This is a genomic window from Nostoc sp. KVJ3 (assembly GCF_026127265.1).
In the GTDB taxonomy this organism is placed as follows: Bacteria; Cyanobacteriota; Cyanobacteriia; order Cyanobacteriales; family Nostocaceae; genus Nostoc.
Map to the genome: position 1 here is coordinate 2,711,358 of NZ_WWFG01000002.1, position 24,449 is coordinate 2,735,806.

General features: G+C 40.3%; 23 protein-coding genes. 10 read left to right on the forward strand and 13 right to left on the reverse strand.

Annotated features, from left to right (window positions below):
• Nucleotides 1–222 precede the first annotated feature (222 nt).
• From GTQ43_RS27565 to GTQ43_RS27575, 3 genes are all read right to left on the reverse strand, one after another.
• The gene (locus GTQ43_RS27565) at nt 223–528 is read right to left on the reverse strand and encodes a type II toxin-antitoxin system RelE/ParE family toxin (protein WP_265275857.1); all 306 of its coding nucleotides are present in this window, start codon (nt 526–528) and stop codon (nt 223–225) included.
• 2 nt (nt 529–530) lie between these two features.
• On the reverse strand, nt 531–791 hold the full coding sequence (locus GTQ43_RS27570; protein WP_265275858.1) for a type II toxin-antitoxin system ParD family antitoxin: 261 nt from the start codon (nt 789–791) through the stop codon (nt 531–533).
• A 103-nt stretch (nt 792–894) separates the two neighbouring features.
• Nucleotides 895–1,167: a type II toxin-antitoxin system HicB family antitoxin gene (locus GTQ43_RS27575; protein WP_265275859.1), complete on the reverse strand. Its 273-nt coding sequence runs from the start codon at nt 1,165–1,167 to the stop codon at nt 895–897.
• Between GTQ43_RS27575 and GTQ43_RS27580 the strand changes: the two genes are divergently transcribed.
• Nucleotides 1,160–1,708 (forward strand): Uma2 family endonuclease, encoded by a 549-nt coding sequence (locus GTQ43_RS27580; protein ID WP_265275860.1) that lies wholly within the window; start codon nt 1,160–1,162, stop codon nt 1,706–1,708. The two genes, GTQ43_RS27575 and GTQ43_RS27580, sit on opposite strands and share 8 nt — an antisense overlap.
• 500 nt (nt 1,709–2,208) lie before the next feature.
• On the opposite strand, the gene GTQ43_RS27585 is transcribed toward GTQ43_RS27580, so the two are convergent.
• The 8 genes from GTQ43_RS27585 to GTQ43_RS27620 all read right to left on the reverse strand — a co-directional run bounded on the left by GTQ43_RS27585 (nt 2,209) and on the right by GTQ43_RS27620 (nt 11,652).
• Nucleotides 2,209–2,916 carry a DevA family ABC transporter ATP-binding protein gene (locus tag GTQ43_RS27585; protein WP_265276565.1) on the reverse strand — a complete coding sequence of 236 codons (708 nt, stop codon included), beginning with the start codon at nt 2,914–2,916 and terminating at the stop codon, nt 2,209–2,211.
• Nucleotides 2,917–2,948: 32 nt separating this feature from the next.
• Nucleotides 2,949–4,118: an ABC transporter permease DevC gene (devC, locus tag GTQ43_RS27590; RefSeq protein WP_265275861.1), complete on the reverse strand. Its 1,170-nt coding sequence runs from the start codon at nt 4,116–4,118 to the stop codon at nt 2,949–2,951.
• A gap of 66 nt (nt 4,119–4,184) precedes the next feature.
• Nucleotides 4,185–5,381 (reverse strand): ABC exporter membrane fusion protein, encoded by a 1,197-nt coding sequence (locus GTQ43_RS27595; protein WP_414859157.1) that lies wholly within the window; start codon nt 5,379–5,381, stop codon nt 4,185–4,187.
• A 599-nt stretch (nt 5,382–5,980) separates the two neighbouring features.
• The gene (locus GTQ43_RS27600) at nt 5,981–7,222 is read right to left on the reverse strand and encodes a pentapeptide repeat-containing protein (protein WP_265275863.1); all 1,242 of its coding nucleotides are present in this window, start codon (nt 7,220–7,222) and stop codon (nt 5,981–5,983) included.
• A 300-nt stretch (nt 7,223–7,522) separates the two neighbouring features.
• On the reverse strand, nt 7,523–7,654 hold the full coding sequence (locus GTQ43_RS27605; protein ID WP_265275864.1) for a hypothetical protein: 132 nt from the start codon (nt 7,652–7,654) through the stop codon (nt 7,523–7,525).
• Between the two features lie 350 nt (nt 7,655–8,004).
• Nucleotides 8,005–9,297, reverse strand: coding sequence for a pentapeptide repeat-containing protein (locus tag GTQ43_RS27610; RefSeq protein ID WP_265275865.1), 1,293 nt, complete (start codon nt 9,295–9,297; stop codon nt 8,005–8,007).
• A gap of 112 nt (nt 9,298–9,409) precedes the next feature.
• A complete protein-coding gene (locus GTQ43_RS27615; protein ID WP_265275867.1) occupies nt 9,410–10,885 on the reverse strand; it encodes a pentapeptide repeat-containing protein in 1,476 nt (491 codons plus the stop codon).
• 203 nt (nt 10,886–11,088) lie between these two features.
• Nucleotides 11,089–11,652, reverse strand: coding sequence for a pentapeptide repeat-containing protein (locus tag GTQ43_RS27620; RefSeq protein ID WP_321162519.1), 564 nt, complete (start codon nt 11,650–11,652; stop codon nt 11,089–11,091).
• 150 nt (nt 11,653–11,802) lie between these two features.
• Between GTQ43_RS27620 and GTQ43_RS27625 the strand changes: the two genes are divergently transcribed.
• Nucleotides 11,803–12,999, forward strand: coding sequence for an FAD-dependent oxidoreductase (locus GTQ43_RS27625; RefSeq protein ID WP_265275869.1), 1,197 nt, complete (start codon nt 11,803–11,805; stop codon nt 12,997–12,999).
• A gap of 489 nt (nt 13,000–13,488) precedes the next feature.
• Here the strand turns inward: GTQ43_RS27625 and GTQ43_RS27630 are convergent, their stop codons facing one another.
• Entirely contained in the window at nt 13,489–15,204 is a 1,716-nt protein-coding gene (locus tag GTQ43_RS27630; protein WP_265275870.1) for a tetratricopeptide repeat protein, read from the reverse strand.
• A 272-nt stretch (nt 15,205–15,476) separates the two neighbouring features.
• Between GTQ43_RS27630 and GTQ43_RS27635 the strand changes: the two genes are divergently transcribed.
• The 8 genes from GTQ43_RS27635 (at nt 15,477) to cofG (ending at nt 24,094) form a co-directional block, all read left to right on the forward strand.
• Complete coding sequence (locus GTQ43_RS27635; protein WP_265275871.1) at nt 15,477–17,267, forward strand: hypothetical protein; 1,791 nt, start codon at nt 15,477–15,479, stop codon at nt 17,265–17,267.
• 29 nt (nt 17,268–17,296) lie between these two features.
• Nucleotides 17,297–18,202, forward strand: coding sequence for a hypothetical protein (locus tag GTQ43_RS27640; protein ID WP_265275873.1), 906 nt, complete (start codon nt 17,297–17,299; stop codon nt 18,200–18,202).
• Nucleotides 18,203–18,654: 452 nt separating this feature from the next.
• On the forward strand, nt 18,655–18,909 hold the full coding sequence (locus tag GTQ43_RS27645) for a SemiSWEET transporter (RefSeq protein WP_265275874.1): 255 nt from the start codon (nt 18,655–18,657) through the stop codon (nt 18,907–18,909).
• Nucleotides 18,910–19,029: 120 nt separating this feature from the next.
• On the forward strand, nt 19,030–20,685 hold the full coding sequence (locus tag GTQ43_RS27650; RefSeq protein WP_265275875.1) for a B12-binding domain-containing radical SAM protein: 1,656 nt from the start codon (nt 19,030–19,032) through the stop codon (nt 20,683–20,685).
• 263 nt (nt 20,686–20,948) lie between these two features.
• Nucleotides 20,949–21,137: a CPXCG motif-containing cysteine-rich protein gene (locus GTQ43_RS27655; RefSeq protein WP_012411100.1), complete on the forward strand. Its 189-nt coding sequence runs from the start codon at nt 20,949–20,951 to the stop codon at nt 21,135–21,137.
• Nucleotides 21,138–21,156: 19 nt separating this feature from the next.
• Nucleotides 21,157–21,606, forward strand: a complete 450-nt coding sequence (locus GTQ43_RS27660) for an SRPBCC family protein (protein ID WP_094330629.1) — start codon at nt 21,157–21,159, stop codon at nt 21,604–21,606.
• A gap of 660 nt (nt 21,607–22,266) precedes the next feature.
• The gene (gene crtW / locus GTQ43_RS27665; RefSeq protein WP_265275876.1) at nt 22,267–23,028 is read left to right on the forward strand and encodes a beta-carotene ketolase CrtW; all 762 of its coding nucleotides are present in this window, start codon (nt 22,267–22,269) and stop codon (nt 23,026–23,028) included.
• 85 nt (nt 23,029–23,113) lie between these two features.
• Nucleotides 23,114–24,094: a 7,8-didemethyl-8-hydroxy-5-deazariboflavin synthase subunit CofG gene (gene cofG / locus GTQ43_RS27670; RefSeq protein WP_265275877.1), complete on the forward strand. Its 981-nt coding sequence runs from the start codon at nt 23,114–23,116 to the stop codon at nt 24,092–24,094.
• On the opposite strand, the gene GTQ43_RS27675 is transcribed toward cofG, so the two are convergent.
• Nucleotides 24,071–24,382, reverse strand: a complete 312-nt coding sequence (locus tag GTQ43_RS27675) for a hypothetical protein (RefSeq protein ID WP_265275878.1) — start codon at nt 24,380–24,382, stop codon at nt 24,071–24,073. The genes cofG and GTQ43_RS27675 overlap by 24 nt on opposite strands.
• Nucleotides 24,383–24,449: the final 67 nt, after the last annotated feature.

Genomic DNA, 24,449 nt, shown 5'->3' on the forward strand with positions numbered 1-24,449 from the left:
GAACGTTCCTGTTTTAAGTGAGAACGTTTTGGCTTCAAGTGAGAATGTTCCTGTTTTAAGTGAGAACATTTCTATTCCAAGTGAAAATGTTTTAGTTTCAAGTTCGACGTTTCGTGTTCTGAGGTGGAATGATGGTGTTGTGAAGGCGATCGCTCTTGTTCAGAGTGTAAAATGAGGTACGATGGCCTGTGAGAATTGAGAGATGAATATAATTGCGATCGCTTAGATATCCTGATTCTCGTGAAAAATATCTTCAAAATCTCGATATCCACTCAAAACCCTCTCCACTTGGATACCATTTTTAACTGGTCTGTAAAAAATGACTTGATTATCCACTGGCAAACTACGTAAATTGGGTGCTAGTTCCTCACGGCTACGCCCAAGTTCAGGAAAATCTGCTAATAAAAGACACTTTTCTTCAAAAGCATCAAGAAAACGACTAGCTGCACCTAAATTCAACCGACTTATATAGTTTTTTATATCTTTTAAGTCTTGCTTGGCAGCAGCACTCAAAATATATCTGCTCATCCTTAACTCTGCTGTGCTTGTTGAATTTCTTCTCGTAATTCTCTTAATACTTCTTCCCCATCAAAAACATCACCGCGATCTGATTGTTCAATTCCAATAGCAATTTCTTTGCGGAGTTCTTCTAATCGCACTAAACGTTTCGTCTCCCATTCCTCTAGCAATTGCAAGGCAGCGCAAACTACTTCAGAAGCAGATGAATATCTACCTTCCTTGACTGTTGATTGGATAAACTGCTCTAGTTCTGGAGTTAAAGATATATTCATAACATGGAAGACAATATTTTAATCAACATGACTACATTTTACTATAGCGATCGCTCGACTTAAATTGTAGAATCATGAGCAATTTTTCACAAAATCTCGATACTTACAAAGTATCCATCGGCTCAAGAGTCGGCTCCTTGTTGAGGTCAATATTATCAATTACTGGTAGAGAATATCCCAGCTTTAACCCAAGCAAAATCCAGTCTTCCAGCGTTGGGCGTAATTCATCTTCACACTCGCGCAAAGTTGATGCAAAGGCTATCACTCCTTTGCAAACAGGAATCCTACCTGTAAATGTATCATCTTCGAGCTTGTCATAAATTGCCTGAGCAACTGCTTGGTCAACATAATCGCTCAGAATAAACCTTATGGCCATGACTGTTGAAGAATACCTCCAAATGGAGGAACAGAGCAATATCAAGCATGAATATATAGACGGTTACATCTACGCAATGGCTGAAGCGCTTGAAGCACACGTCACAATTGCTCTTAACCTTGCCGCTCTCCTCCGTAATCATGTGCGCGGCTCTGGTTGCCGTGTTTACATCACTGACATGAAAGCCCAAATTGAATCTCTGAATCGCTTTTATTATCCCGATGTGATGGTTACTTGCGATCAACGAGATCGAGAAACGCCAGGTTATAAAAGATTTCCCTGTTTAATTGTCGAAGTTTTATCTAATTCTACAGAAGCCTTTGACCGCGGTGACAAATTCGCCGATTATCAAACACTGGAAAGTCTGCAAGAGTATATATTAATTAATACTAAACGTCAGCGAGTCGAGTGTTTTCGACGCAATGAACAAGGGTTCTGGGTTTTGCAATCTTACACAGCAGAACATCAATCATTTCGACTCAACAGCGTGGATTTTGAGGAAACAATGGCAGCACTTTACGAAGATATAGTTTTTGAATAAGTAGTTAAACAAAATTAATTACACAATGTCATTGCGAATGGAGCGTAAAGCCTTCGGCATAGCTTCGCTTAACGCGGTAGCGTCTCGTAGAGATAGCGAAATGAAGCATAAGTCCTTCGGACACGCTTCGCGAACGCGGGGGCTAGGATTGCAACTCTTGGAGACGCTGTTCGCGTTCGCTTCGCTTGCAATGACTGTAATTAATTCTGCATGGTTACTTAATACCGAATAAGAGGATTTTACCCAAAGTCTGACTAAGCCTTATTTTCATCAAGAATTGCTATAAGAGTACTCCAAGTAAAAAAATGCCCAATTGTCATTGCGAGCGAAGCGAAGCAATCCCAAGGGCTGTGATTGCTTCGCTTCGCTCGCAATGACGGGTTTTGGATCATTTATTTTTTGGAACACTCTAAAGGACTTCCAATTAAAAAATACTCAACCACTTTTTGCTAAGGCGGACAAGATGCCATTGGTATCGAGTTAAAGCTAAAGCCCAGATGTCAAATAACCTTGTGGCGTTGCGTCAATGTCAATTGTGATTTGAGCTTACCATCTTCCATCTCAACGATGCGATCGGCAATGTCTAGGATGCGGTTATCGTGAGTAACCATCAAGATAGTACAGCTTTGTTCTTTTGCCAGTTTTTGCATGAGATTGACTACATCTCGTCCCGATTGGCTGTCAAGGGCGGCGGTGGGTTCATCGGCCAGGATTATTTGAGGATGACTTACTAAGGCGCGAGCGATCGCTACTCTTTGTTTTTGTCCCCCAGACAGTTTATCAGGATAGTAATGCAAATGATTTCCTAATCCTACCTGTTCTAGCATCTGGACTGACCTCGCTAGCATCTTTTTTAACCCAAGATGTTTGTGCAATTCCAAAGCCATTTTGACGTTTTGGAGTGCTGTTAAACTACCATGCAAGTTATGTGATTGGAAAATATAACCGTTACGGCATCGCGCTTGCACTAATTGTTCAGGACTAGCACTACAAAGTTCTTGCCCTAACACTCGCAAACTACCCGATTGGACAGAACGCAATGCACCTACTAAGGTCAGCAAGGTAGTCTTTCCAGAACCAGAAGGCCCGGTCATAATAATAATTTCACCGACGTTAATCTCTAAGTCGATGTTAGATAATACTTGCTTACGAAGTGAACTTTCACCAAAGTGGTGGTCGAGATTCTGGATGGAGATGACGGGAAGCATATTTGAGCATTGGGCATTGAGCATTCCCATTTTTAAAACATATCAGCAGGGTCAGTGGCTTGGAGTTTGCGCGTGGCGATCGCACCGGAAATTGTACACATAATGATAGTTAGTACTAATACTTGCAATGCCCGAATCGCAGTCATGTACATGGGTAAATTTGTGACGCTGCGAGTCAGTTGGTAAAGTGCTAAGGACACTCCCAATCCGGGGAAGAAGCCCAATGCTGCCAATATCAACGATTCTTCAAGCACCACACCTAGCAGGTAGTAATTGCGATATCCCATTGCTTTGAAGGTGGCATATTCTCGAACGTGGGCATTAACATCGGTAGAAAGAACTTGATAGACGATAATTACGCCTACCACAAAGCCCATTGATACACCCAGGCTGAAAATAAACCCAATTGGGGAATTTGTTCTCCAGAAGTTATTTTCAAATTCAATAAATTCGGCGTGGGTTAAGACTTTGACATCATCTCTCAGGTAGGCTTTGAGCATTGCTGCTACTTTTTTCGGGTCATACCCTGGTTTAAGAACAATTAAACCTAGACTGACGCTGCTAGATTGTCGCCCAAATAGCCGCAAAAAGTTTTGATCGCTGGTAATCAGATTGCCATCAGAACCAAAGGAAGCCCCGACTTGAAATAAGCCACTAATGGTAATTGTGCGCCGTTCGATTTCGGTAGTTAGGGTTTTGCCTTGGTCAATTTGAGCGATCGCTTTTTGATAATCTCCTCTTGCGCCACGGTCGAACAAGACGGTATCTGGTAGCTTAATTGTCTGCAATTGCTGGTTAACATCTGGTAAGTCAAAGGCTGGCTGATCTGGGTTGAAGCCGATAACTAACACCCCTGTTTCACGGTGTGTTTGGGGATTTTTCCAGATTGTGTTGTTGAAATACATTGCTTGGGCCGACTTCACCCCTGGGATATCCATTGCTTGGTAAAGTCGCCGCCGAGAAAATGTAGACAAGCTTGGCAAATTACGGGCTTGAGGACTGGTTAAAACAATGTCTGCTTGCAAACTGCGATGTAGTCTAGTGTTACTGTCATACAGCGCAGTTTGAAAGCCCAACTGCATGAACATGAGAAGATCCGCAAAGGCAATGCCTGACAGTGCCACCAAAAGACGGCTTTTTTCATGATTCAGTTGCAGCCATCCTAAAGGGGTTCGTCGTTGCAGTTGTTTGATCAATCCCATGATAAGAAGTGGGGAGATGAGGGGGACAAGGGGGACAAGGAGAATAATCAATGCCCAATTCACAATTCACAATTCAATTACTGCCTTAACTTGCATATTGGTTAAGGTGGCAGCTTTTTGGCTGGAGGCTTCATCTAGTCGGATATGGACTTCTACTACTCTGTTGTCGATATTGCTGACGGGATCTGTGTTAATTACATTCTGCCGTCGCACTTGCAAGCTTTTGCGATCTACGATTCCCTGCAATTCAATGGGGAGGTAATCACCAAATACTCGCACTTGCTGACCGGAATGGACTTTGCCGATGTCGCTTTCGTAGACTTCGGCTATTACATACATCTGGCTGGTTTGTCCGATATCAGCAATGCCATCATTTGATACCAATTCGCCAGGATGGGTATGAATCTCAAATACCTGGCCATTTTGGGGCGATCGCACTTGGGCCTGTTTGAGATTGACTTTTGCTAAATTCATGGCTGCTACAGCCCGATTGACTTCTGCTTTGGCTGCTTCTACATCCACTCCTCGCACTTCAGCAATTTCATCAAGGGTTGCTGTGGCTTCTTTTACCTGCTGTTGGCTAGTTGATTGGCTACGATTTAACTGTGCTTGCGCTTCTTGGAGATTTTTCTGGGCAGTTTCCCAGTTTAAACGCTTACTATCCCGTTGGGAGGCGGAGATTGCACCCTGTTGATATAGTTGCTGATAGCGTTCGTCTTCTACTTGGGCGTTTTGCACTTCGGCTTGGAATCGCTCAATTGTGGCTGCTTGGGCATTAGTATTACCTTGACCTTCTGCTTCTAAACGAGCGATCGCAGCTTTTTGGGCGGCAATTACACCGCGTTTAGCCCCTGCTTGGGTACGATTTAGGTTTGCCTGGGCGACTTTCACTTGTTGCTGTGCCTCTTCTAATTCTGCTTGCAAGCGATCGCAGCTATTTAAAATTGCAATTACCTGTCCTGCTTTTACCCTATCCCCCTCCTTCACTAACAACTTTTCTACCCGACTTCCTTCAGCAGATACCGCAGCAGAGAGTTTAATTACCTTTCCCTGTGGTTCAATCCGCCCTAAAGCTGTTACAGTTTTTAACTGTGGCAATTGTGTTGCTGGCACTTGTGTCTCTGAATTTGCATAATTTTGCCAGCGTTTTAATATATAAAAACTTATTCCGCCAACCAATAAAGATGCAATTATACCTATAGCAACGGATTGACGCAGAATAAACTTAGGGAACGTTCTATACCCTAGCTTTGAGTTTCGCACCATAGATTACCTCTTAACTAGTGGCGCAGAAAAAAATAAATAGATTAATTTTTTCTCCTTACTTCTTTACTAACTTTTACTTCCTTTGTTAGTTATTGTTGATTTATCGATTCAGAGTTCATAGAAAAAACCGAAATTATTGAGAATTTACTAACCTACTGTAATTTAGGTGAATAGGATAACAGTAAGTCACTCTCCAGCATTAAGAGACTTATGTTATTGATGAATTAGTTCTATTTTTGGAAAGTACTCAGGTATAGTAGACGGTTTTAAAATCAAGGGTTGTAACAGTGCCAACAATCAGAGGTAAATTCAGTCAAAAGGATTTTTGTCATGAAAAACAAACAAATTACAATTAATAAAAAGTCTCTTTAACTTTGATAGTTTTATTATTTCTAATGATATATTTGACCACTAAAATTTATTTTTATAAATTTTCTTTTAAATTGACTAACCTATTTGTTACCAATAACTTTAATTGAAAGGGAGGTAATCAACTGCATCTACAAAAATAAAACCCGCCGAGGCGGGTTAAAAAACCTTAATTTTCTCTTAATAGCCGAATTTTTGAAACCCCATCCCCTATTCCCTATTCCCTTTTATCGCCAGTGTTGGGGGATGTTCAAATTTTCCGGTAGGATTGTTGTGCGATCGCCAATAGCCTCTTCAATCTGCTGTAATTCTAGGTTTTCACATCCACTCAAGTTTGCCCTAGCAAGGTTGGCTTCTTGGAAGTTAGCGTCTTGCAGATTAGCTGTACTGAGTAACACACCTTCTAAGTTGGCTCCAGCAAGTTTTGCTCTTTGCAGGTTACTGCCAATCAGGTTTGCATCTTGGAGGTTGCTACCCTCTAAGTTTATTTCAAAGAGGTTGGCATCACAAAGGATTGCTCCTTCTAGATTGGCATCACAAAGAATTGCCTCTGTCAAGTTAGCATCACAAAGGATTGCCCCTTCTAAGTTGGCATCATAAAGAATTGCCTTTGAGAGGTTTGCTTTTCTGAGGACTACTCCTTGCAAATTGGCTTCTGGAAGGATTGCCTTTGAGAGATTTGCTTCATAGAAGATTGATCCACAAAGATCGGTTACTGATAAGTCTGCCTCTGAGAGATTTGCTCGTGTGAAATTAACCCATTGTAAGTTAGCTCCTACGAGGATTGCCCTAGAGAGGTTAGCTTCCGTTAAGTCTGCATTACTGAGGTCTGTATTGCGTAAATCCAGTTTCTGATTTACCGGATCTTTATATGAATCGCGTCGTCCAATAACAGTTAAGGCTGTTTGAATATCTGTAGGGAGTTTTGATGACTCTTGTAAATTGTTCTCATATTCATGATTCATCGGGGAATTCTCACGGATAAAAGCAGCGAGAATTTCCATAATTGTCCAATGGTCTTTGTGAGAATCCTTAGCAATTCGTTCTAAAGCATAAATGGCGGCAAATCGCGTTTCAATCTTTTCATTTCCCAGTTGTTCAATTGCTTTACAAAAACGTTCGGGAGCAATTTCTTCTGGAGTTGCTTGGGTGTTATTGATGCCAGTTCCGATATTCTTATCCCAAGCTAGTGTCCCAGCTAGGAGTTGCGTTAACAAACTCTGATTCTCATCTAGTGAAAGTTTGGAAGTATAGTAAGCATTAGTAATTAATGCCAATCCTCCAATGATGATGGCAAGAGTTGTTAATGCTTGATTAATATATTCTATTTTTTCTTGAGTTGAAAATCCTTCAATACTTTCAAATAACGAGAAAATGAGAGTTACTGATAAAATAAATATAATTGAAATAAATACTAACAAAGTCGTGATTCCATTTGTCTTTATGAAAGATATGTCATAAGTCTTCATATCTGACTCCTTACGGAAATAAATTTAGGTTGATTTTAAGAGTATCTGTAAATATCTGATAGCGTACAAATACGGAAGTACTTGATAGGTACTTGAATCTACTTAATAGAAATCATCTATGAAATCCATAAGAATTTATTTTTCAAATATGTTGTGAACTAAGGCAATACGGTTCAGATAAGACTAAAATTCTCATCTAGCGGATAGTGCAGAGAAGTACAATTTCGCGTCTCTACAGCTTTATGGTTCTCCCAAAAATCCTTAACCCAAGCGTATTGCTTTATAAAGTTGAAGAGCTTTTTAACAAACATCTAAGCACATCTGACTAAATTGGAAATCGCGGTAAGCAATTCCTCGTTCCGTTAGCATCGCTTGCGCTAGCTCTGTATCTAACACGCTATCTTCCAAAAGCAGGAAACGGAGGACATTCATTAGTCGCTCTCCTGTTGAGGATTAGGGGCTGGAGGTAGAGCGCCAACAGGAGGCTGATTAATCACTGCCCAAAACAGGCCAACACCCTTAATCGAATCGACAAAATCATGGTAATCCACTGGCTTAACAACATAAGCATTTACCCCTAACTCATAGCATCGAACTAAATCCGGCGATATGGCGAAATGGTGCGCGCAAGCTGTTCGCTAATGTCACTGATTAATGCCGCATACCCTTCAACGCTCCCCTGTTTATTAAATTGGGGAACACAAATAGCATGAATGTAGCGTGTACCACCATCTTTGGAGTTAAAAGGTTCAAGTTTGAGTATTTAAGGGTGAAACTTTAGCTTACCAACATTCGGGGAATTGAAGATTTTCCGGTAGGATGGTTGTGCGATCGCCTTTTGCTAATTCAATCTGGTGTTGTTCTAGGTTTTTGACTCCCCTGAGTATTGCCCCTTGCAGGTTAGCTTCCCTGATGATTGCCTCTTGTAAGTTGGCTTCCGTGAGGTCTGCTCCCTGAAGATTGGCTCCCATAAGAAATGCCTTTTGTAAATTGGCTTTCTCAAAGAATGCCTCTCGTAAATTGGCTCTCATGAGAAATACTTCTTCTAGGTTGGCTTTCTCAAGGAATACCTCTCGTAAATTGCTTCCATTAAGGTTTGCCCCTCGCAAGTTGCTTTGCCTAAGGTTTGCTCCTTGCAGATTGGACTCTCTGAGAAATACCTCTTGCAGATTAGCTAGTATAAGGTCTGCTCCTTGCAGGTTGGCGAACTCAAGGTTTGCCTTTCGCAGATTGATGCCAATTAGTTTTGCTCCTTCAAGGTTAGCTTGCCTGAGGTTTGCCTCTTGCAGGTTAGCACCAAAGATATCTGCCCCTTGGAGATTGGCTTTGGTGAGTTCTGCCCCTTGTAGGTTGGCTTCCCTGAGGTCTGCCTTTTGCAATTTGGCTTCCCTAAGGTCTGCTCCTCTAATATCGATATTACATAAATCTAGTCTCTGATTTTCTGGGTCATTCTCAGACTTGCGCCGTCCAATTACGGTAAGGGCTGCTTGAATATCCGTCTGAAGTTTTGGTTCTTGCTCTATCTCCTTTGGTTTTTGATAATTCCAAGTATTGACTATTATTAATGAGTCTGAATTTCCTGTATTTTTCTCGGAAAAATCCATCAAAGGTGCATTCTCTCGCACAAAAGCCGTCAGGACTTCCATGATTGTCCAGTGATCATCTTTGGAATCTTTGGCGATTCGTTCTAGAGTATAAATTGCACCTAATCGCACTTCAATCTTTTCATTCCCAAGCTGTTCAATCGCCTTCGCAAAGCGTTCTGTGATTTGCTTGTCTTGTGCTGCTTCTGCATTTCTTAAAGCAGCTTCAGCACTTTTATTGGCAGCCTCAGCACTTTTATCCATAGCTTCCGCACGTTTGGCTGCATAGTAAGCATTGATAAACACTGCAATTGCGCCGAAAATTGTCGCAGTAGTTTTTAGCGCTTCCGTTTCATTTTTTACTCGTTCATCTATTAGAGGTATATGCCAGACAAAGCAACCGACTATAACGGATGAAATAATAAACAATACAATAAATAAAATTAGAACTATAAACGAATTTCTGGGTGTGTCTGTCTTGTTATCAGACATAAATTAAATTTCTTCCTCATCTCCCAAATTACTACGGAGACTTTTGGTAAAAACTATAGCATTAAGTGAAAACGGTAGAATACGCCCAAATAACTAATGATGCTGTGATAACTTAACCTGATTGTCGCCAATCTGTCGGTGCTTCGATATAATCAGGTAGACGAGTGGTGCGATCGCCAAGTGCCTTTCTAATCTGGTGCAACTCTAAGTTTTTAGCCCCTGTTAAAATTGTCCCTTCCAGTTTGACATCACTGAGGTCAGCTTCTAAAAAGTTAGCTCCCATCAGGTTAGCCTGAGTCAGGTTAGCTTGATAAAAGGTCGCTCTATGCAGGTTAGCTCCAATCAGGTTAGCCTGATGCAGGTCAGCTTCCGTTAAACTGGCTTCTGAAAGATTGGCAAAATAGATTTCTGTTTGGTGGAGTTTGGCTGCATTCAAGTTAGCCCCAGAAAGGTTTGCTCCATTTAGGTTAGCCCCTGAGAGGTTAGCACCAATCAAACCCGCTAGATGGAGGTTGGCTTTCCCCAGTTTTGCACCTTGCAAGTTAGCTAAAAACAGCTTTGCTCCAGACAGGTTGGCGACTTTCAAGGTCGCTTGTTGCAAGTTAGCTTTATAAAGGTTTGCTCCTTGGAGATTAGCTATACGCAGACTTGCTCCAGAGAGATTAGCTGAACGCAGGTTCGCCCCAGAGAGATTAGCCCGGTTGAGATTAGCCCAACACAGATTAGCTCCACAGAGGCTAGCGTTTAGTAACTTGGTTTCATAGAGAATAGACCTGACGAGTTTAGCGCCATTAAGGTCAGCCTCGCTCAAGTCGGCTCCCCGCAGGTCAGCCCCACTCAGGTCAGAACCACGTAAATCCGCTTGTTGCAGGTTAACTCCTAGTAGGTCTGCTCGTCTGATGTCGATATGACGTAAATCAAGTTTCTGGTCTTTTGGGTCTTCCAGTAAATTCCGCCTACCGATGACAGTTAGGGCTGCTTGAATATCGGTGCGGATTATTGGCAATTCTTCATTGAGGTTTTGCTCCAATGGCTGTGTCGGACGCGACCCACCTCTACGCCTACCTGAGTAAGCATCTGGTGAATATTCCGGCTTTTGTTGCTCTATCTTCATCGGCTGGATAGGTGCATTTTCACGCACAAAGGCAGTGACGATTTCCATGATTGTCCAGTGTTCTTTCGGAAAATCCTGAGCAACTCTTTCTAATGCATAAATTGCACCTGTTCGGGTTTCAATTTTATCATGACCAAGTTGGGCAATTGCCCCCATAAAACGTTCTGAAGTTAATCTGTCTTGATTCAGTTTGGCATTCTGAATGCCAATTTCGAGGTTTTTCTCGGCTGCGATCGCATTTTTATGCATCGCCTGGGCCCGCTTTGCTGCATAATATGTATTAAAGATTGCTGCCGATGCCAGAAAAACTATTGCAGTAGTTGTTAAAGCTTGGTTTCTATACTGAATTTTTTCCTGAATTGACAATTCTTTAATACTAGACAAAGCAAAGAAAATTACAGTCAATGAGCAGCCAAATATAACTATTATAGTTATGAACCAATTCAACAGAGTGTCTGTCTTTTTAGAAGACATGGTAAAGATTTTCCTTACAACCTAGAATTATTACTTAGATGTTTGGAAAAAATAGTATACCATTTAGCAGAAAATTATCATAGGTGTCAAAAGCCCTATTTAATTAGGTAATAATATCGAATATAATCGTAAATTAGGGCGAAAATAGGACAATTATTGTAAATTGTAAAAAAGTCTGCTCTCGAAGCTTTTTTACTGGTGTTTTACTCAGATAATTTAGCTTCTCTGAGGTTTGCCCCATCAAGTATGGCATCATCAAGAATTGCCCCATACAATTCAGCTAGATATAAGCTTGCATAATGCAGGTTAGCACCTTTTAAGTTAGCACCTTTTAAGTTAGCTGCACTCAGGATTGCCCCTTCGAGGTTAGCTAAATATAAGTCAGCGCCTTCGAGGTTAGCTGCACTGAGAATTGCTCCTGCAAGATTAGCTTCTGTAAGGTTCGCCCCAGCAAGATTAACTTGATAAAGGTTTGTCTGTTGTAGATTTGCCCTATTTAGGTTTGCTCCTCTCATATCGATATGACTCAAATCAAGCTGCTCATTTTCTGGGTCTTTATTTACATCTCTTCTTGCAATAACAGTCAGCGCTGCTTGAATATCTAGACGAACTTTTGCTAACAAATTAATCGTTACTTTTTCTTGAGATATATAAACAGTATTTTTTCGGATAAAAGTAGTAAGAATGTTCATAATTATCCAGTGGTACTGTGGGTGATTTTTGGCAATTTGCTCTAAATCGGTAATTACAGCTAGACTGGTTTCCATTGTGTTATTTTCTAGTTTTTCAATTGCTATTATTAAACTTTGTTTTGGTGACTTATCCTGAATTTTATTAGTTTTTTCTTGACAAGAGTATATCTCTCGATATATTTTTGACAACTGACTATTATTTATGGAAAAAATATTTTTTATAGCATGAAAATAATTAGTAATTACTGTCAACATACGATAGTTAAAGACTTAGTGCTAATTGGTGGCGGTCACAGCCATGCAATTGCCCTGAAAATGTTTGGAATGAAGCCGTTAACCGGAGTGCGTTTGACGTTGATTACTGCAAATCAAAAGACAGCCTACTCTGGAATGTTACCAGGACACATTGCTGGATTTTACACCCATGAAGAATGCCATATTGATTTGAAACCATTGGCTAACTTTGCTCAAGCAAATTTGTATATTGACAGAGTAGTTGCTCTAGACTTGGAAAACAACAAAGTTCTCTGTGCTAACGGACTTGTGGTAGATTTTGATGTGCTGTCTATTGATATTGGCAGCACTCCGGCCAGAATGTCTGTATCAGGTGCGGCAGAATATGCGATCGCAGCTAAACCAGTATCGCAGCTATTGGAACATTGGGATGAACTAATTGCGGCTGTAGGTAAAAATCCTCAAGAACTGATTAGGATTGCGATCGCAGGTGGTGGTGCTGGCGGTGTAGAATTGGCGTTGGCGATACAATCTCATTTACATCAGATTCAACAAATTCCCAATCTGGAAATGCATTTATTTCATCGTCAGATGGAACTGATGCCTAATTACCATCAATCAGTACGGCATCAAATTCAGCAAATTCTCACCGAGCGAGGTATAAAGCTACATTTAGGAGAAAATGTGTGTAATATCGTACCTAAAAACCACAAGAAAACTCAAGAAATATTTGAGATTAAGTGCGAATCTGGGTTGACAGTAGAGTGTAATAAAATTTTTTGGGTGACACAAGCTTCAGCACCCGAATGGTTAAAAATTGCGGGACTAGGAACTGATGAACAAGGTTTTATTCTGGTAGAAGACACATTGCAATCTCAAACACACCCGCAAGTATTTGCATCTGGTGACATCGCCACAATGGTAAATTATCCGCGTCCAAAAGCTGGAGTGTTTGCAGTTAGACAAGGTAAACCTTTATTTGAGAATTTGCAGCGAATTTTATTAGGTAAGTCGCTCAAACCTTATAAGCCACAAAAGCAATATTTAAGTTTAATTGGTACAGGAGACGGACAGGCAATCTTAACCAAAGGCATTTTCACTTTACCACCTCACAAACTCTTATGGCATTACAAAGATTGCATTGACCGCCGCTTCATGGAACGCTTTCATTTTCAAAAAAACGAGTGATATTATGTCGCTTGAACCTTATTAAACCTGGAAAACCCCACCCCGCCAAAGCTGTGCTTTGTCTCCCCTTCCCGCAGACTAAAGGTGTACACACAAGTCAATTACCCCCCTTAATCCCCCCTTATAAAGGCTACGGTGTACACACATCTCTGTAGAAACCCAAAATCGTTGGAGATCCCCTAAATCCCCCTTAAAAAGGGGGACTTTAAGAGACTTTTGCCCCCCTTTTTAAGGGGGGTTGGGGGGATCAAAAGCCTATGAAGCCACTCTCAAAGACTTGTGTGTACACCGTAGCTTATAAAGGGGGGAAACAAGATTTCCGGTTCCCTCCCCTTTACAAGGGGAGGGTTAGGGTGGGGTAAAACATTGGTTAATCGGCTATTTCAGACTTATGTGTACACCGTAGCCTTTATAAGGGGAGGGTTAGGGTGGGGTAAAACCTTGGTTAATCACATATTTTAGACTTGTGTGTACACAGGTGGGGTTCTTTTATCGAATCTTTTCAATAAGCTCAATAATTTGTTGATAATACTGAACATTTCCCTCTTGGTAATACAAGTCTGCGGATTTCTGGAAATCCGCAATTGCTCTTTGAGAATCACCCAGATTTTGGTAAACATCTGCTCGAAGAATGTAAGCTGAAGCCCAATGAGGCTGGAGTTGTAAAGCTTGGTTTAAGTCTGTAAGCGCTCCCTGTAAATCTCTCAATAGAGAACGGCTACGACCCCGATTGTACCAGTCTTCAGCAAAGCTAGAGTCGATCGCGATCGCTCGACTATAATCTTCTATTGCCCCTTGATAATCTTCTAGGGCATAGCGAGCATTAGCGCGATCGCTGTAAAATGCAGCAGATTGGGGATTTATTTGCAAAGCTTGGGTGTAATCTGCGATCGCACTTTCGTATTCTTCTAAAGCATAATGGGTTGAACCTCGGTTGTAATATGCTTCAATTAAATCAGGATTAATTTCCAATGCTTGATTATAATCTGCGATCGCTCCTTGTTCATCACCCAAAAGCCGACGAGCATTTCCTCTATTACAATACGCTTGCGAAAATTCAGGAACCAACTCTATTGCTTGGGTGTTATCATCAATTGAACCCTGTAAATCTTGCAGGGCTTCACGGGCAATCCCGCGACCATAATAAGCTGCGGCTAAGTTATCATTAATCTGTAATGCCCGATCGTAATCTTTAATTGCTCCTTTATGATCTCCTAAAGAACGACGAGCCGCCGCGCGATCGCAATATCCTTCAGCTAAACTAGGATTGAGTTGTAATAAGCGATTGCTATCTTCTATTGCGCTTTGATAATCTCCCAGTCGGCGCAGAGCATTGGCCCGAAAGCCATATACTAAAGCTAAAGTCGGATTTTCTTGTAAGGCTTGGTCATAATCTGCGATCGCACCCTTATAGTCTTCAAGGGTACTACGAACAAGACCTCTTTCACAATAGGCTTGTACATCATCAGGATTGAACTTTAGCGCTTGGTTAAAATCCTCAATTGCTCGGTGATATTCTTTGAGATGAGCAAGAACCAAACCTCGATTGTAATATGCTCCGGCAAACCTGGGGTTTATTTCTAAAGCGCGGTTGTAATCTGCGATCGCACTTTGATATTCTGCTAAAGAGTAGTGGGCATTACCTCGATTATGATAAGCCTCCGCCAACTTCGGATCTAATTGTAATGCTCGGTCATGATCTGCGATCGCTTCGTGAAAATTTCCTAAGATATGGTGAATATTACCCCGATTGCTGTATGCTGCGGCAAAATTGGGATGCCATTGTAAAGCTTGTTGAAAATCTGCGATGGCTCCTTGACGATCGCCCTTTTCAAAACAAGCCACACCCCGATTATGATAAGCATTGGCAATATCAATATTGATATTATCAGCTAACTGGGTACTATTTTCTATTGTTTGGATATAATCAGCGATCGCTTTGTCGTATTTTTCTAAAGCAAAGTAGGCATTACCCCGACTGTGGTAAGATTGGGCGAGATTGGGATCGATTTGTAATGCTTGATTATGATCTGCGATCGCTCCTTGATAATTGGCTAAAAAGTAACGAGCATTACCTCGGTGATAGTAGGCTATGGCGAAATTGGGATTAATTTCTATAGCATGGTTGAAAGAAGCGATCGCACTATGATAATCCCCTTGTAAACTATGGTTTAATCCTTGGTTTAATAATTCTTCAGCATTCATGTAATTTTCCTAGATTTCGACATTCCCTAGCTTAAAGGCAACGGGATTCTTAACGATATGTTTTGACAATCGTTCCAGCTTATTGTGCCTCTTGCTAAGATTTTAATTCCTGATTTTCTGTGAAATTATATCAGTGCGACGATTCTCAGGCGACTTAAACAGCAGCAAGCACCGCAAACAAGAACGGTGCGTGACTAACTCGCCGCTTTTTACTGAGGTAGCTATAGTAGCAGATAACACATTAGCTAAGTGCGATCGTATCTACTATCAATATGGACAAAGAATCTGAAAATCGGCTTAAACACTTCGTTGCACTAAAATCTAAATATCAAGCCACTAATTATCAAGAATCATCACCCTCTAGCCTTCTTTATCTCATCCTGCGAAAAGTTGACCTAGAAATTGAACTCAGCGAATTAGAATTCAATTGGTTGCAAGAACATGAGCTTTTTGAAACCCTTGAAATTATATGGCTACAACAATTTAGAATGGGAGAATCCAAAAGATTAGAAGCTGAGTTTTCTCATCTGAAAGCTAAGTATAAAGTTGCTAAAAATTGGGAATCATCATTAAGCAGTGTTTTGTATCCGATACTTTGGAAACTTGAATCAGGAAATAGCTTGACTGATTCAGAAGTCAAATTATTGCAAGACAATAATCTGGTTCAAACGATTGCACTTGTTCAAGATATAAAAAACTTTGCTAATCTAAAGCAGAAATATCAAGCCACGAAATATCAAGATTCATATCCTGATAGCCCACTGTATAAAATACTAAAAAAGCTAGAGACAGAAACAAGTTTAAGTGATGATGAATATGAGTGGTTGCTAAATCATGAACTTTTTGAAGCTATAGAAACTTTTGAGAAACAAGAGTCTGCAAGACGAGCTAAAGTTACCCAGCTAAAGAGTAAGTATCAAGCAAGCCAGCACCCAGATACATCCTTATCAGGTCAACTATATCAGATATTGCAAAAACTTGATACTAACAAAAAATTAATTTATTCAGAAATTTACTGGTTAGAACAGCAAGGACTTAACGAAACAATTGCTATTGCTGATGAACTTGAAAGAAAACGAGAATTTATTGCATTGCAGATAAAGTATCAGGCTAGCCAATATCAAGATTTACCACCTAATAACTATCTATACACTATCCTTAATAAGCTTGATTCGGAAGCTTATTTAAATGAGCAAGATATTAACCTTCTAAGACAACTTAAACTACCTGAAACAATTAAAATTGCTAATGATAAATATGCGTCTGTTCTGAAGTCAAAGATAGTATCTGGAGTAGTTTTAAGTGATGTAGAAATTGACTGGCTGAGGAATAATGAATATGAAGATATAATTATTTTAGCCCAACATAACCACTTTGCAGCACTCAAGAGAAAGTATGGATTGATAGATCCTTCACTTCCTCTAGAGCCACTTTATGCGATCATGCTTAAACTAGAGAAAAAAGAACGGCTAGATCCTAAGTTGGTTTTGCAGCTTATAGAAGAGGAACTATTATCTCGTGGCGGAAAAATTGCTCTTGCATATTACAGGCTAGAGGCAGAGTTTTATGAACAAGAACTTAACCGTACTCGACATAAATGGCATATCCCTACAGCTAGTGGTTATTGGCGCAAAGCAAATGAACCTGAACAGGCATTAAAACTTACTAATATTGACTTAAATAGAGTTAACGACAGTAATCTAAAATCAGCTATTTTAGTTACTAGAGGTGCAGCATTTAGAGATATGGACAACTTAGCTGAGGCAGAAAATTGTGCGAGAAAAGATATGGAATATCAGCCTGATAGTCATCAACCTTACACCTTAATAGGTGCTATATGTTATGACAGACGTGAGTATGAAGAAGGTGATTATTGGTTTGAACAAGCCATTGAACGTGGTGCTGAAACTGAAGATATAGATGCTGAAAGAAAACGAGTAATCAGGAGTACGAAGGATGATAATAAGCGACATGAGGCAGCAGAATATTTACTGAAAAAAGATCCACAACGATATGCTTGGGCTAAATCTTATCTCAAAAAATCGTCAGACAACGGTAAATAAACTGGTTTGCATCACCAAACTATCAACACATGACCAGATTTATTCACGACCAATTTGCCAAAGACTATCTTGAACAATTACTCACTCCTTACGGCGAAGTCCAAGCAGCTAGACGAGTTGCAGGAGAAGTTAGACAAATTGACGTTTATTTTATCCCCAAACCACAACCAAGTAAAATACCACAAACACTCGGATTATTAGGTCAACTTGTCACTACGCCTTGTCTACTTGAACCATTTCGTAACGCAGCTTCAGTTACAGAAATTTGCGATTGCCTCTTAAAATTATTAGAGGTACGTGGCGATTTCCAGCGACAAGCAAATCGAAATAAAACACGCATTCTAGAATCTGATTTACCAAAATTATGGATTCTTACCCCCACAGCATCAGCGCAACTCTTATCAGGATTTGGTGCTAACCCAAAAGACGACTACTTGCCTGGGATACACTTTATGCCAGAATATTTACGCACCGCAATAGTAGCAATTCATCAGTTACCTTCCATATCAGAAACCTTATGGCTGAGAATCATCGGTAGAGGGAACGTTCAAAAGCAAGCAATTGACGAACTAGAAGCACTGACTCCTGATAATCCTTTCCGAAAAGCAGCGTTAGAATTGCTGTACAACTTGCAGCAAAACTTACAAGTCACTCAAAATCAAGATGAGGAAGATAGGGAATTACTTATGCGATTAGCACCACTTTACCAACAAGACCGAGAACAGGCGATGCAAGAAGGTGAACAACGAGGACTTGAAACAGGAATTCAGCAGGGAGAACGCTTAGTGGTGGAAAACTTGCTCAAATTTCGTTTTGGTGAAATAGATAATGAGCTTCAAGCAATTATTGAACCCTTATTGACGTTATCACCAGAAGAGTTTACGCCTTTGCTATTGCAGTTATCCCGTGAAGAATTAATTAATCGATTTCACTAGCGTCAATCATATATTTTTTCATGATTAGGCTAAGGCTTAAAGAAGAAGGGAAAAGATTTAAAATTTTTCCCTTTTTCCACTTTCTAGGTCACGTTTCAATGTAAAACCGAAGACATTAATCCAGTATTATGAATTATACTGACGCAAAACTACATCGTTAGTGGTTGTTTGAAAAGTAGTTAGGTGTGATTTTAGGCACTCGTTGATCCCCCCTAACCCCCCTTAAAAAGGGGGGAACCGGAATCAAAGTCCCCCTTTTTAAGGGGGATTTAGGGGGATATCCAAGGGTTAGGCGTATAAAAAAACTTTTCAAACAACCTCTTAGAGGCAATTCATGAATTGCTCCTACCTAAAAATCAGTATTGTGATTATGTTTGCGTAAGTTTTAATGAAAATGAATGAGTCTCTAAAAATTTTAACCAATAGAAACTTTATCTTATAGGTTTACATAAATGGATTTTCTGACAATTCTAGGATTAGCTGCTGCCACACTAACCACGACTGCATTTTTACCACAAATGTTTAAAACTTGGCAAACAAAATCAGCAAAAGATGTTTCGTTCGTCATGTTAATTACATTTATGAGTGGTCTTTTTTTGTGGTTAATCTACGGAATTTATCTACAATCATTGCCAATTATTCTCGCTAATAGCGTAACATTGTTTTTTAACCTAATAATTCTATGGCTTAAAATTAAATATAGATAACCCTATTCATAATTAAAACCTCTGACCCAATAATAAGGATATATTCTGTGAATAACAGGAAAACCAATTGTAAACTACCTGTATATAGCCTTTATGTAACTGTATTAATTACGAATTATCATGACTTCATCTGTATTTGAATCTGAACGCCTCCTATTCACCCCTACCACCCCAGACACCAACGCTATCCCCATAATCTTCGCCTTTCCCAATGAATATAGCGTAGGTATCACTAGCCTTGGCTATCAGGTAGTTTGGGCAACTTTGGCAATGCGTGATGATGTGCAGGTGAGTCGCCTGTTTACAGATACTCACGAACAACTCCCCAGAACACCAGAAATTGTGGGATTTTCAATTTCTTGGGAACTGGATTATGTGAATATTTTAAATTTACTGGAATCTTTAGAAATTCCCATTCAAGCAACTTCTCGTGATGATTCTCATCCGATAATTTTTGGTGGTGGCCCGGTTCTCACAGCTAACCCCGAACCTTTTGCAGATTTTTTTGATGTAATTTTATTGGGGGATGGCGAAAACCTACTAGGAAATTTCATTGAGGCGTACAAAGAAGTCAGAAATGCTTCTAGACAAACTCAACTAAAAAGACTTGCACAAGTCCCAGGAATTTATATTCCTAGTTTGTATGAAGTCGAATATCACACAAAAGATGGTGCAGTCAAGTCAATTAAACCGATTTATCCAGAAATTCCCGCAGTGGTGCAAAAGCAGACTTATCGGGGAAACACTCTATCTGCTTCGACTGTAGTCACCGAAAAAGCCGCATGGGAAAATATCTATATGGTGGAAGTGGTGAGAAGTTGTCCAGAAATGTGCCGTTTTTGTTTGGCGAGTTATCTCACACTGCCTTTTAGAACAGCCAGTCTGGAAGATTCTTTAATTCCGGCGATCGCAAAAGGTTTAGAAGTCACAAATCGGCTAGGATTATTAGGGGCTTCTGTAACTCAGCATCCAGAGTTTGAAGATTTGCTAGATTATATAAGTCAACCAAAGTACGATGATGTCCGTCTCAGTATTGCCTCAGTGCGAACCAATACCGTAACAGTCCAGCTAGCAGAAACTTTGGCAAAACGAGACACGCGATCGCTTACCATTGCAGTAGAGAGTGGTTCTGAGAAAATCCGCCAAATCGTCAACAAAAAGCTGCATAACGACGAAATTATCCAAGCAGCGATAAATGCCAAAGCTGGCGGATTAAAAAGCTTGAAACTCTACGGAATGGCAGGAATTCCCGGTGAAGAAGCAGAGGATTTAGAGCAAACTGTGACGATGATGCGTAATATCAAAAAAGCTGCACCAGGATTACGCTTAACATTTGGATGCAGCACCTTCGTACCCAAAGCACACACACCGTTTCAATGGTTTGGGGTGAATCGTCAAGCAGAAAAGCGGTTACAGTTTTTGCAAAAACAGCTAAAACCGCAGGGGATAGAGTTTCGCCCAGAAAGCTATAATTGGTCGATTATACAAGCTTTGTTGTCGAGAGGCGATCGCAGACTCTCTCAACTTCTGCAACTTACCCGTGACTTTGGCGACTCCTTGGGTAGCTACAAACGTGCTTTCAAACAACTAAAAGGACAAATTCCCGATTTAGATTTCTACGTCCACGCCGAATGGTCAACAGAGCAAATATTACCCTGGAGCCACTTGCAAGGGCCTCTGCCACAGTCTACACTACTAAAGCATTTGGCCGATGCTAAGAGTTATATCGACCCATCTCCAAAAGAACTACAGCCGTTACTGGGGGCTAGGGACTAGGGACTGGGGACTGGGGATTTAGGACTAAGAGGATGAATGAACAAGTATTTCACTGTGATTTTAGGTACTTTTAGATCCCCCCTAACCCCCCTTAAAAAGGGGGGAAGCGGAGTCAAAGTCCCCCTTTTTAAGGGGGATTTAGGGGGATATCAAACTTTTGATACCGACGAGAGGACTTGTTCATTCAACCTCTAAGATTAAAATTTAATATCCAATTCCCAATGCCCAATTCCCAATGCCCAATTCCCAATCCTAAAAACTTGATGCAAAACACAGCTGAGTATTACTGCGCCTATTGCGGCGAACCGAACTTAACTTTTATTGATTTGAGTGCTGGAGGACAGCAATCTTATGTAGAAGATTGCCAAGTTTGTTGTAACCCAAATATTTTGTATGTGCGGGTTGATGAAGATACCCTAGATATCGAGATTGATACAGAATCCGAAAGTTGAATTTTAGGTTTTTCTTTCCATGCTGCACTTTAAACATTCCTCAGTAATTAATGCCTCACCAGAAGTAGTTTGGAAATTTCACGAAAGGCCAGATATTTTGCAAATGTTGAATCCACCTTGGCAACCAGTCCAAATAGTTCGTCGTGAGGGAGGGCTAAACGTAGGCGCTATCACAGAATTTCGTCTGTTTCTCGGCCCATTACCATTAACTTGGTTAGCGCGTCATACTGAATGCGACAAATATCGCCTGTTTACCGACGAACAGATATCTGGCCCTTTTGAGTCTTGGGTACATCGACATGAATTTGAATCGGAAGCTGGCAAAACTAGGCTGACTGATGCTATTTCCTTCTCTATGCCTGGTGGAGGGACAGTTGAATTTGTCAGTGGTTGGTTAGTGCAAGCGCAACTAGAAGCAATGTTTCGCTATCGCCACTATGTGACTAAACGAGAATGTGAGTCACGATAGCAAAATGTGCTGAACAATAAAGTTATCTCAAAATTCCAAAAACAAGAAAAAAGCCCTAGACGTTTATAAGATTTACGCAAAACCACATACTGTAGGGGCAATTCATGAATTCCCCCTACCTGAAAATAAGGGTTTTGACCATTGTTGGCGTAAGTCCTATTTGATTCTCTCCAAATCTGTACCAATATAAAAGGCTACTTTTTCTAACGAGAAAATGTCTTTAGTCCGAAATTTGGAACGTTCGCATGACTATGGTAAGTTTCAGTACTTACCCAAATTGTCGCTTTAAAAGCTACGGCAAAAACAGGAAGTTACTTAACTTAATTCCCTGCTTTTACCGCTAATTATTATATAACCGCCTATTTTTAAGGCTTCATCTATTAAGAAATTACCAAATAGAAACACTGTTTTCTGTAAGCGCTAAAATTATTGGCGTTGTTATTTATACTTTTTACCTCTCAACCGAAAACAGTTTTGGGTATAGCGCTTGTATGTGTAATAATAGTTAAAGTATCTTTACGTTTGTACATACTATTAGAGTATTGGCACTGTCCAATCCAAAACACTGACCACTAATGGAGTTTTCTGAATGGTGGTTAGTGCTTTTTGTCGTGACTATATTTTAGGAATTTTCATCTGAATACTAGGCGGAGTAAAAGCGTGATTCAATTAGAACAACCACCCAATCATCAAACAAAACTGATCGCAGTAGTGAAAAATAAATCTCAGTTTAAGGGACTTTTCATTGCTATTCTCATTGTTACTGCATGGGTCATTAGCCTGAGTTTATTACTTTCCCTTGACATCTCCAAGTTAACATTTTGGATTCTATTGCCTACCATACTTTGGCAAACATTTTTATATACAGGGTTATTTATTACATCTCATGATGCTATGCATGGGGTAGTATTTCCCCAGAATACCAAGATTAATAATTTTATTGGGACATTAACCTTATCTCTATATGGCCTTTTACCATATAAAAAATTATTAAAAAAACATTGGATACACCACCACAATCCAGCAAGTCAAATAGACCCAGATTTTCATAATGGGAAATACAAAAATTTCTTCGCGTGGTATTTTCATTTTATGAAGGGTTACTGGAGTTGGGGACAAATCATTGCCTTGACTACTATCTATCACTTTAATAATCACGTCCTCCATATACCATCTCATAATCTAACTTACTTTTGGGTGATTCCTTCGCTTTTAAGTTCATTCCAACTATTTTACTTTGGTACTTTCCTACCTCATAGTGAACCCATAGGAGGTTATATTCAGCCCCATCGTTCCCAAACGATTAATCGTCCAATTTGGTGGTCATTTATTACGTGCTATCATTTTGGCTATCATGAAGAACATCACGAGTATCCCCATGTTCCTTGGTGGCATTTACCAGAAATTTACAAAACCAAATAGTTCTTATTTATAAAAATCATGGCAACAATAGTCATACAGTAATCTATATAGTTTGAGCAAGGCATTCTTTGAGATTATCCTGCTTATGCCAATTAATAATTCTCGTCTTGTAACCTATAGCCCTGCTTATACCATCGTCCCAACTTATGAGTGCTTTAATCGGTGTAGTTACTGCAACTTTCGTAGTGAACCTGGTAAAAGTCCCTGGATGAGTCTTTCAGATGCAGAAACTATTTTAAAATCACTTCCAAGCGAAAAAGTCTGTGAAATACTTATACTAAGCGGTGAAGTTCATCCAAATTCACCAAGGCGTGAGGCGTGGTTTGGGCGAATTTATGATTTGTGCAAATTAGCGCTTGCAATGGGATTTTTACCACACACTAATGTGGGGCCATTGAGCTTTGATGAAATGCAAAAGCTTAAGGGTGTGAATGTTTCGATGGGGCTGATGTTGGAACAGCTAACGCCAACATTGTTAAATAGTGTACATCGGCACGCACCGAGTAAATTACCAGAAATTCGTTTACAACAATTGCAGTGGGCGGGAGAGTTACAGATTCCCTTTACAACTGGGTTACTTTTGGGAATTGGAGAAACCGATAATGATTGGTGGGAAACTTTAGAAGCTATATCTAACTTGCACCAACGTTACCATCACATTCAAGAGGTTATCCTACAACCTCATAGCCCAGGAAATCAGCAAACTTTTGATGCACCAGCTTTTAATCCTCATCAATTACCAGAAGTAATTGCTAAAGCCCGTGAGATTTTACCGCCAGATATTACTATTCAAATTCCGCCGAATTTAGTTAACGATGACTGCTGGTTACTCGCTTGTATCGAAGCTGGTGCTAGGGATTTGGGCGGAATTGGGCCAAAAGATGAAGTGAATCCTGATTATCCCCATATTCAGGAACAGGCTTTGAGAAATATTTTACAACCTGCTGGGTGGGAATTGGTGGCGCGATCGCCAGTTTATCCCCAATTTGATAGCTGGTTATCGAGGGAATTACAAACAGCAGTGAAGCGCTGGCGCAAGATTCTAACCCCAGTTTCTCTTTTGTAAAAATAGGGAAGTAGAGATTTTCCCATCTCGTAGTAGTTTTTGTAGTTTTTTGCTGACGAGTATTTGAACTGGATAAATCCACCTTTGAACTCCGTTGACGAGTATTTGAACTGGATGAATCCACCTCTGAACTCCGTTGACGAGTCTTTGAACTGGATAAATCCACCTTTGAACTCCGTTGACGAGTATTTGAACTGGATGAATCCACCTCTGAACTCCGTTGACGAGTCTTTGAACTGGATGAATCCACCTCTGAACTCCGTTAACGAGTGTTTGAACTGAATGCATCCACCTCTGAACTCCGTTAACGAGTCTTTAAGGTGCGTTCATCCACCTAAATTCTCTATAATCTCGA

Bases quoted from the DNA above. Each gene is read 5' to 3' on its own strand.
- GTQ43_RS27655 (WP_012411100.1), top strand. From the start codon at position 20,949: ATGCAAAACACAGCTGAGTATTACTGCGCCTATTGCGGCGAACCGAAC.
- GTQ43_RS27570 (WP_265275858.1), bottom strand. From the start codon at position 791: ATGAATATATCTTTAACTCCAGAACTAGAGCAGTTTATCCAATCAACA.
- GTQ43_RS27635 (WP_265275871.1), top strand. From the start codon at position 15,477: ATGGACAAAGAATCTGAAAATCGGCTTAAACACTTCGTTGCACTAAAA.
- GTQ43_RS27580 (WP_265275860.1), top strand. From the start codon at position 1,160: ATGGCCATGACTGTTGAAGAATACCTCCAAATGGAGGAACAGAGCAAT.
- GTQ43_RS27565 (WP_265275857.1), bottom strand. From the start codon at position 528: ATGAGCAGATATATTTTGAGTGCTGCTGCCAAGCAAGACTTAAAAGAT.
- GTQ43_RS27585 (WP_265276565.1), bottom strand. From the start codon at position 2,916: ATGCTTCCCGTCATCTCCATCCAGAATCTCGACCACCACTTTGGTGAA.
- devC (WP_265275861.1), bottom strand. From the start codon at position 4,118: ATGGGATTGATCAAACAACTGCAACGACGAACCCCTTTAGGATGGCTG.
- GTQ43_RS27625 (WP_265275869.1), top strand. From the start codon at position 11,803: ATGAAAATAATTAGTAATTACTGTCAACATACGATAGTTAAAGACTTA.
- GTQ43_RS27615 (WP_265275867.1), bottom strand. From the start codon at position 10,885: ATGTCTTCTAAAAAGACAGACACTCTGTTGAATTGGTTCATAACTATA.
- GTQ43_RS27620 (WP_321162519.1), bottom strand. From the start codon at position 11,652: ATGGAAACCAGTCTAGCTGTAATTACCGATTTAGAGCAAATTGCCAAA.
- GTQ43_RS27630 (WP_265275870.1), bottom strand. From the start codon at position 15,204: ATGAATGCTGAAGAATTATTAAACCAAGGATTAAACCATAGTTTACAA.
- cofG (WP_265275877.1), top strand. From the start codon at position 23,114: ATGCCAATTAATAATTCTCGTCTTGTAACCTATAGCCCTGCTTATACC.
- GTQ43_RS27610 (WP_265275865.1), bottom strand. From the start codon at position 9,297: ATGTCTGATAACAAGACAGACACACCCAGAAATTCGTTTATAGTTCTA.
- GTQ43_RS27600 (WP_265275863.1), bottom strand. From the start codon at position 7,222: ATGAAGACTTATGACATATCTTTCATAAAGACAAATGGAATCACGACT.
- GTQ43_RS27660 (WP_094330629.1), top strand. From the start codon at position 21,157: ATGCTGCACTTTAAACATTCCTCAGTAATTAATGCCTCACCAGAAGTA.
- GTQ43_RS27645 (WP_265275874.1), top strand. From the start codon at position 18,655: ATGGATTTTCTGACAATTCTAGGATTAGCTGCTGCCACACTAACCACG.
- GTQ43_RS27675 (WP_265275878.1), bottom strand. From the start codon at position 24,382: ATGCATTCAGTTCAAACACTCGTTAACGGAGTTCAGAGGTGGATTCAT.
- GTQ43_RS27640 (WP_265275873.1), top strand. From the start codon at position 17,297: ATGACCAGATTTATTCACGACCAATTTGCCAAAGACTATCTTGAACAA.
- GTQ43_RS27650 (WP_265275875.1), top strand. From the start codon at position 19,030: ATGACTTCATCTGTATTTGAATCTGAACGCCTCCTATTCACCCCTACC.
- GTQ43_RS27605 (WP_265275864.1), bottom strand. From the start codon at position 7,654: ATGAATGTCCTCCGTTTCCTGCTTTTGGAAGATAGCGTGTTAGATACA.
- GTQ43_RS27575 (WP_265275859.1), bottom strand. From the start codon at position 1,167: ATGGCCATAAGGTTTATTCTGAGCGATTATGTTGACCAAGCAGTTGCT.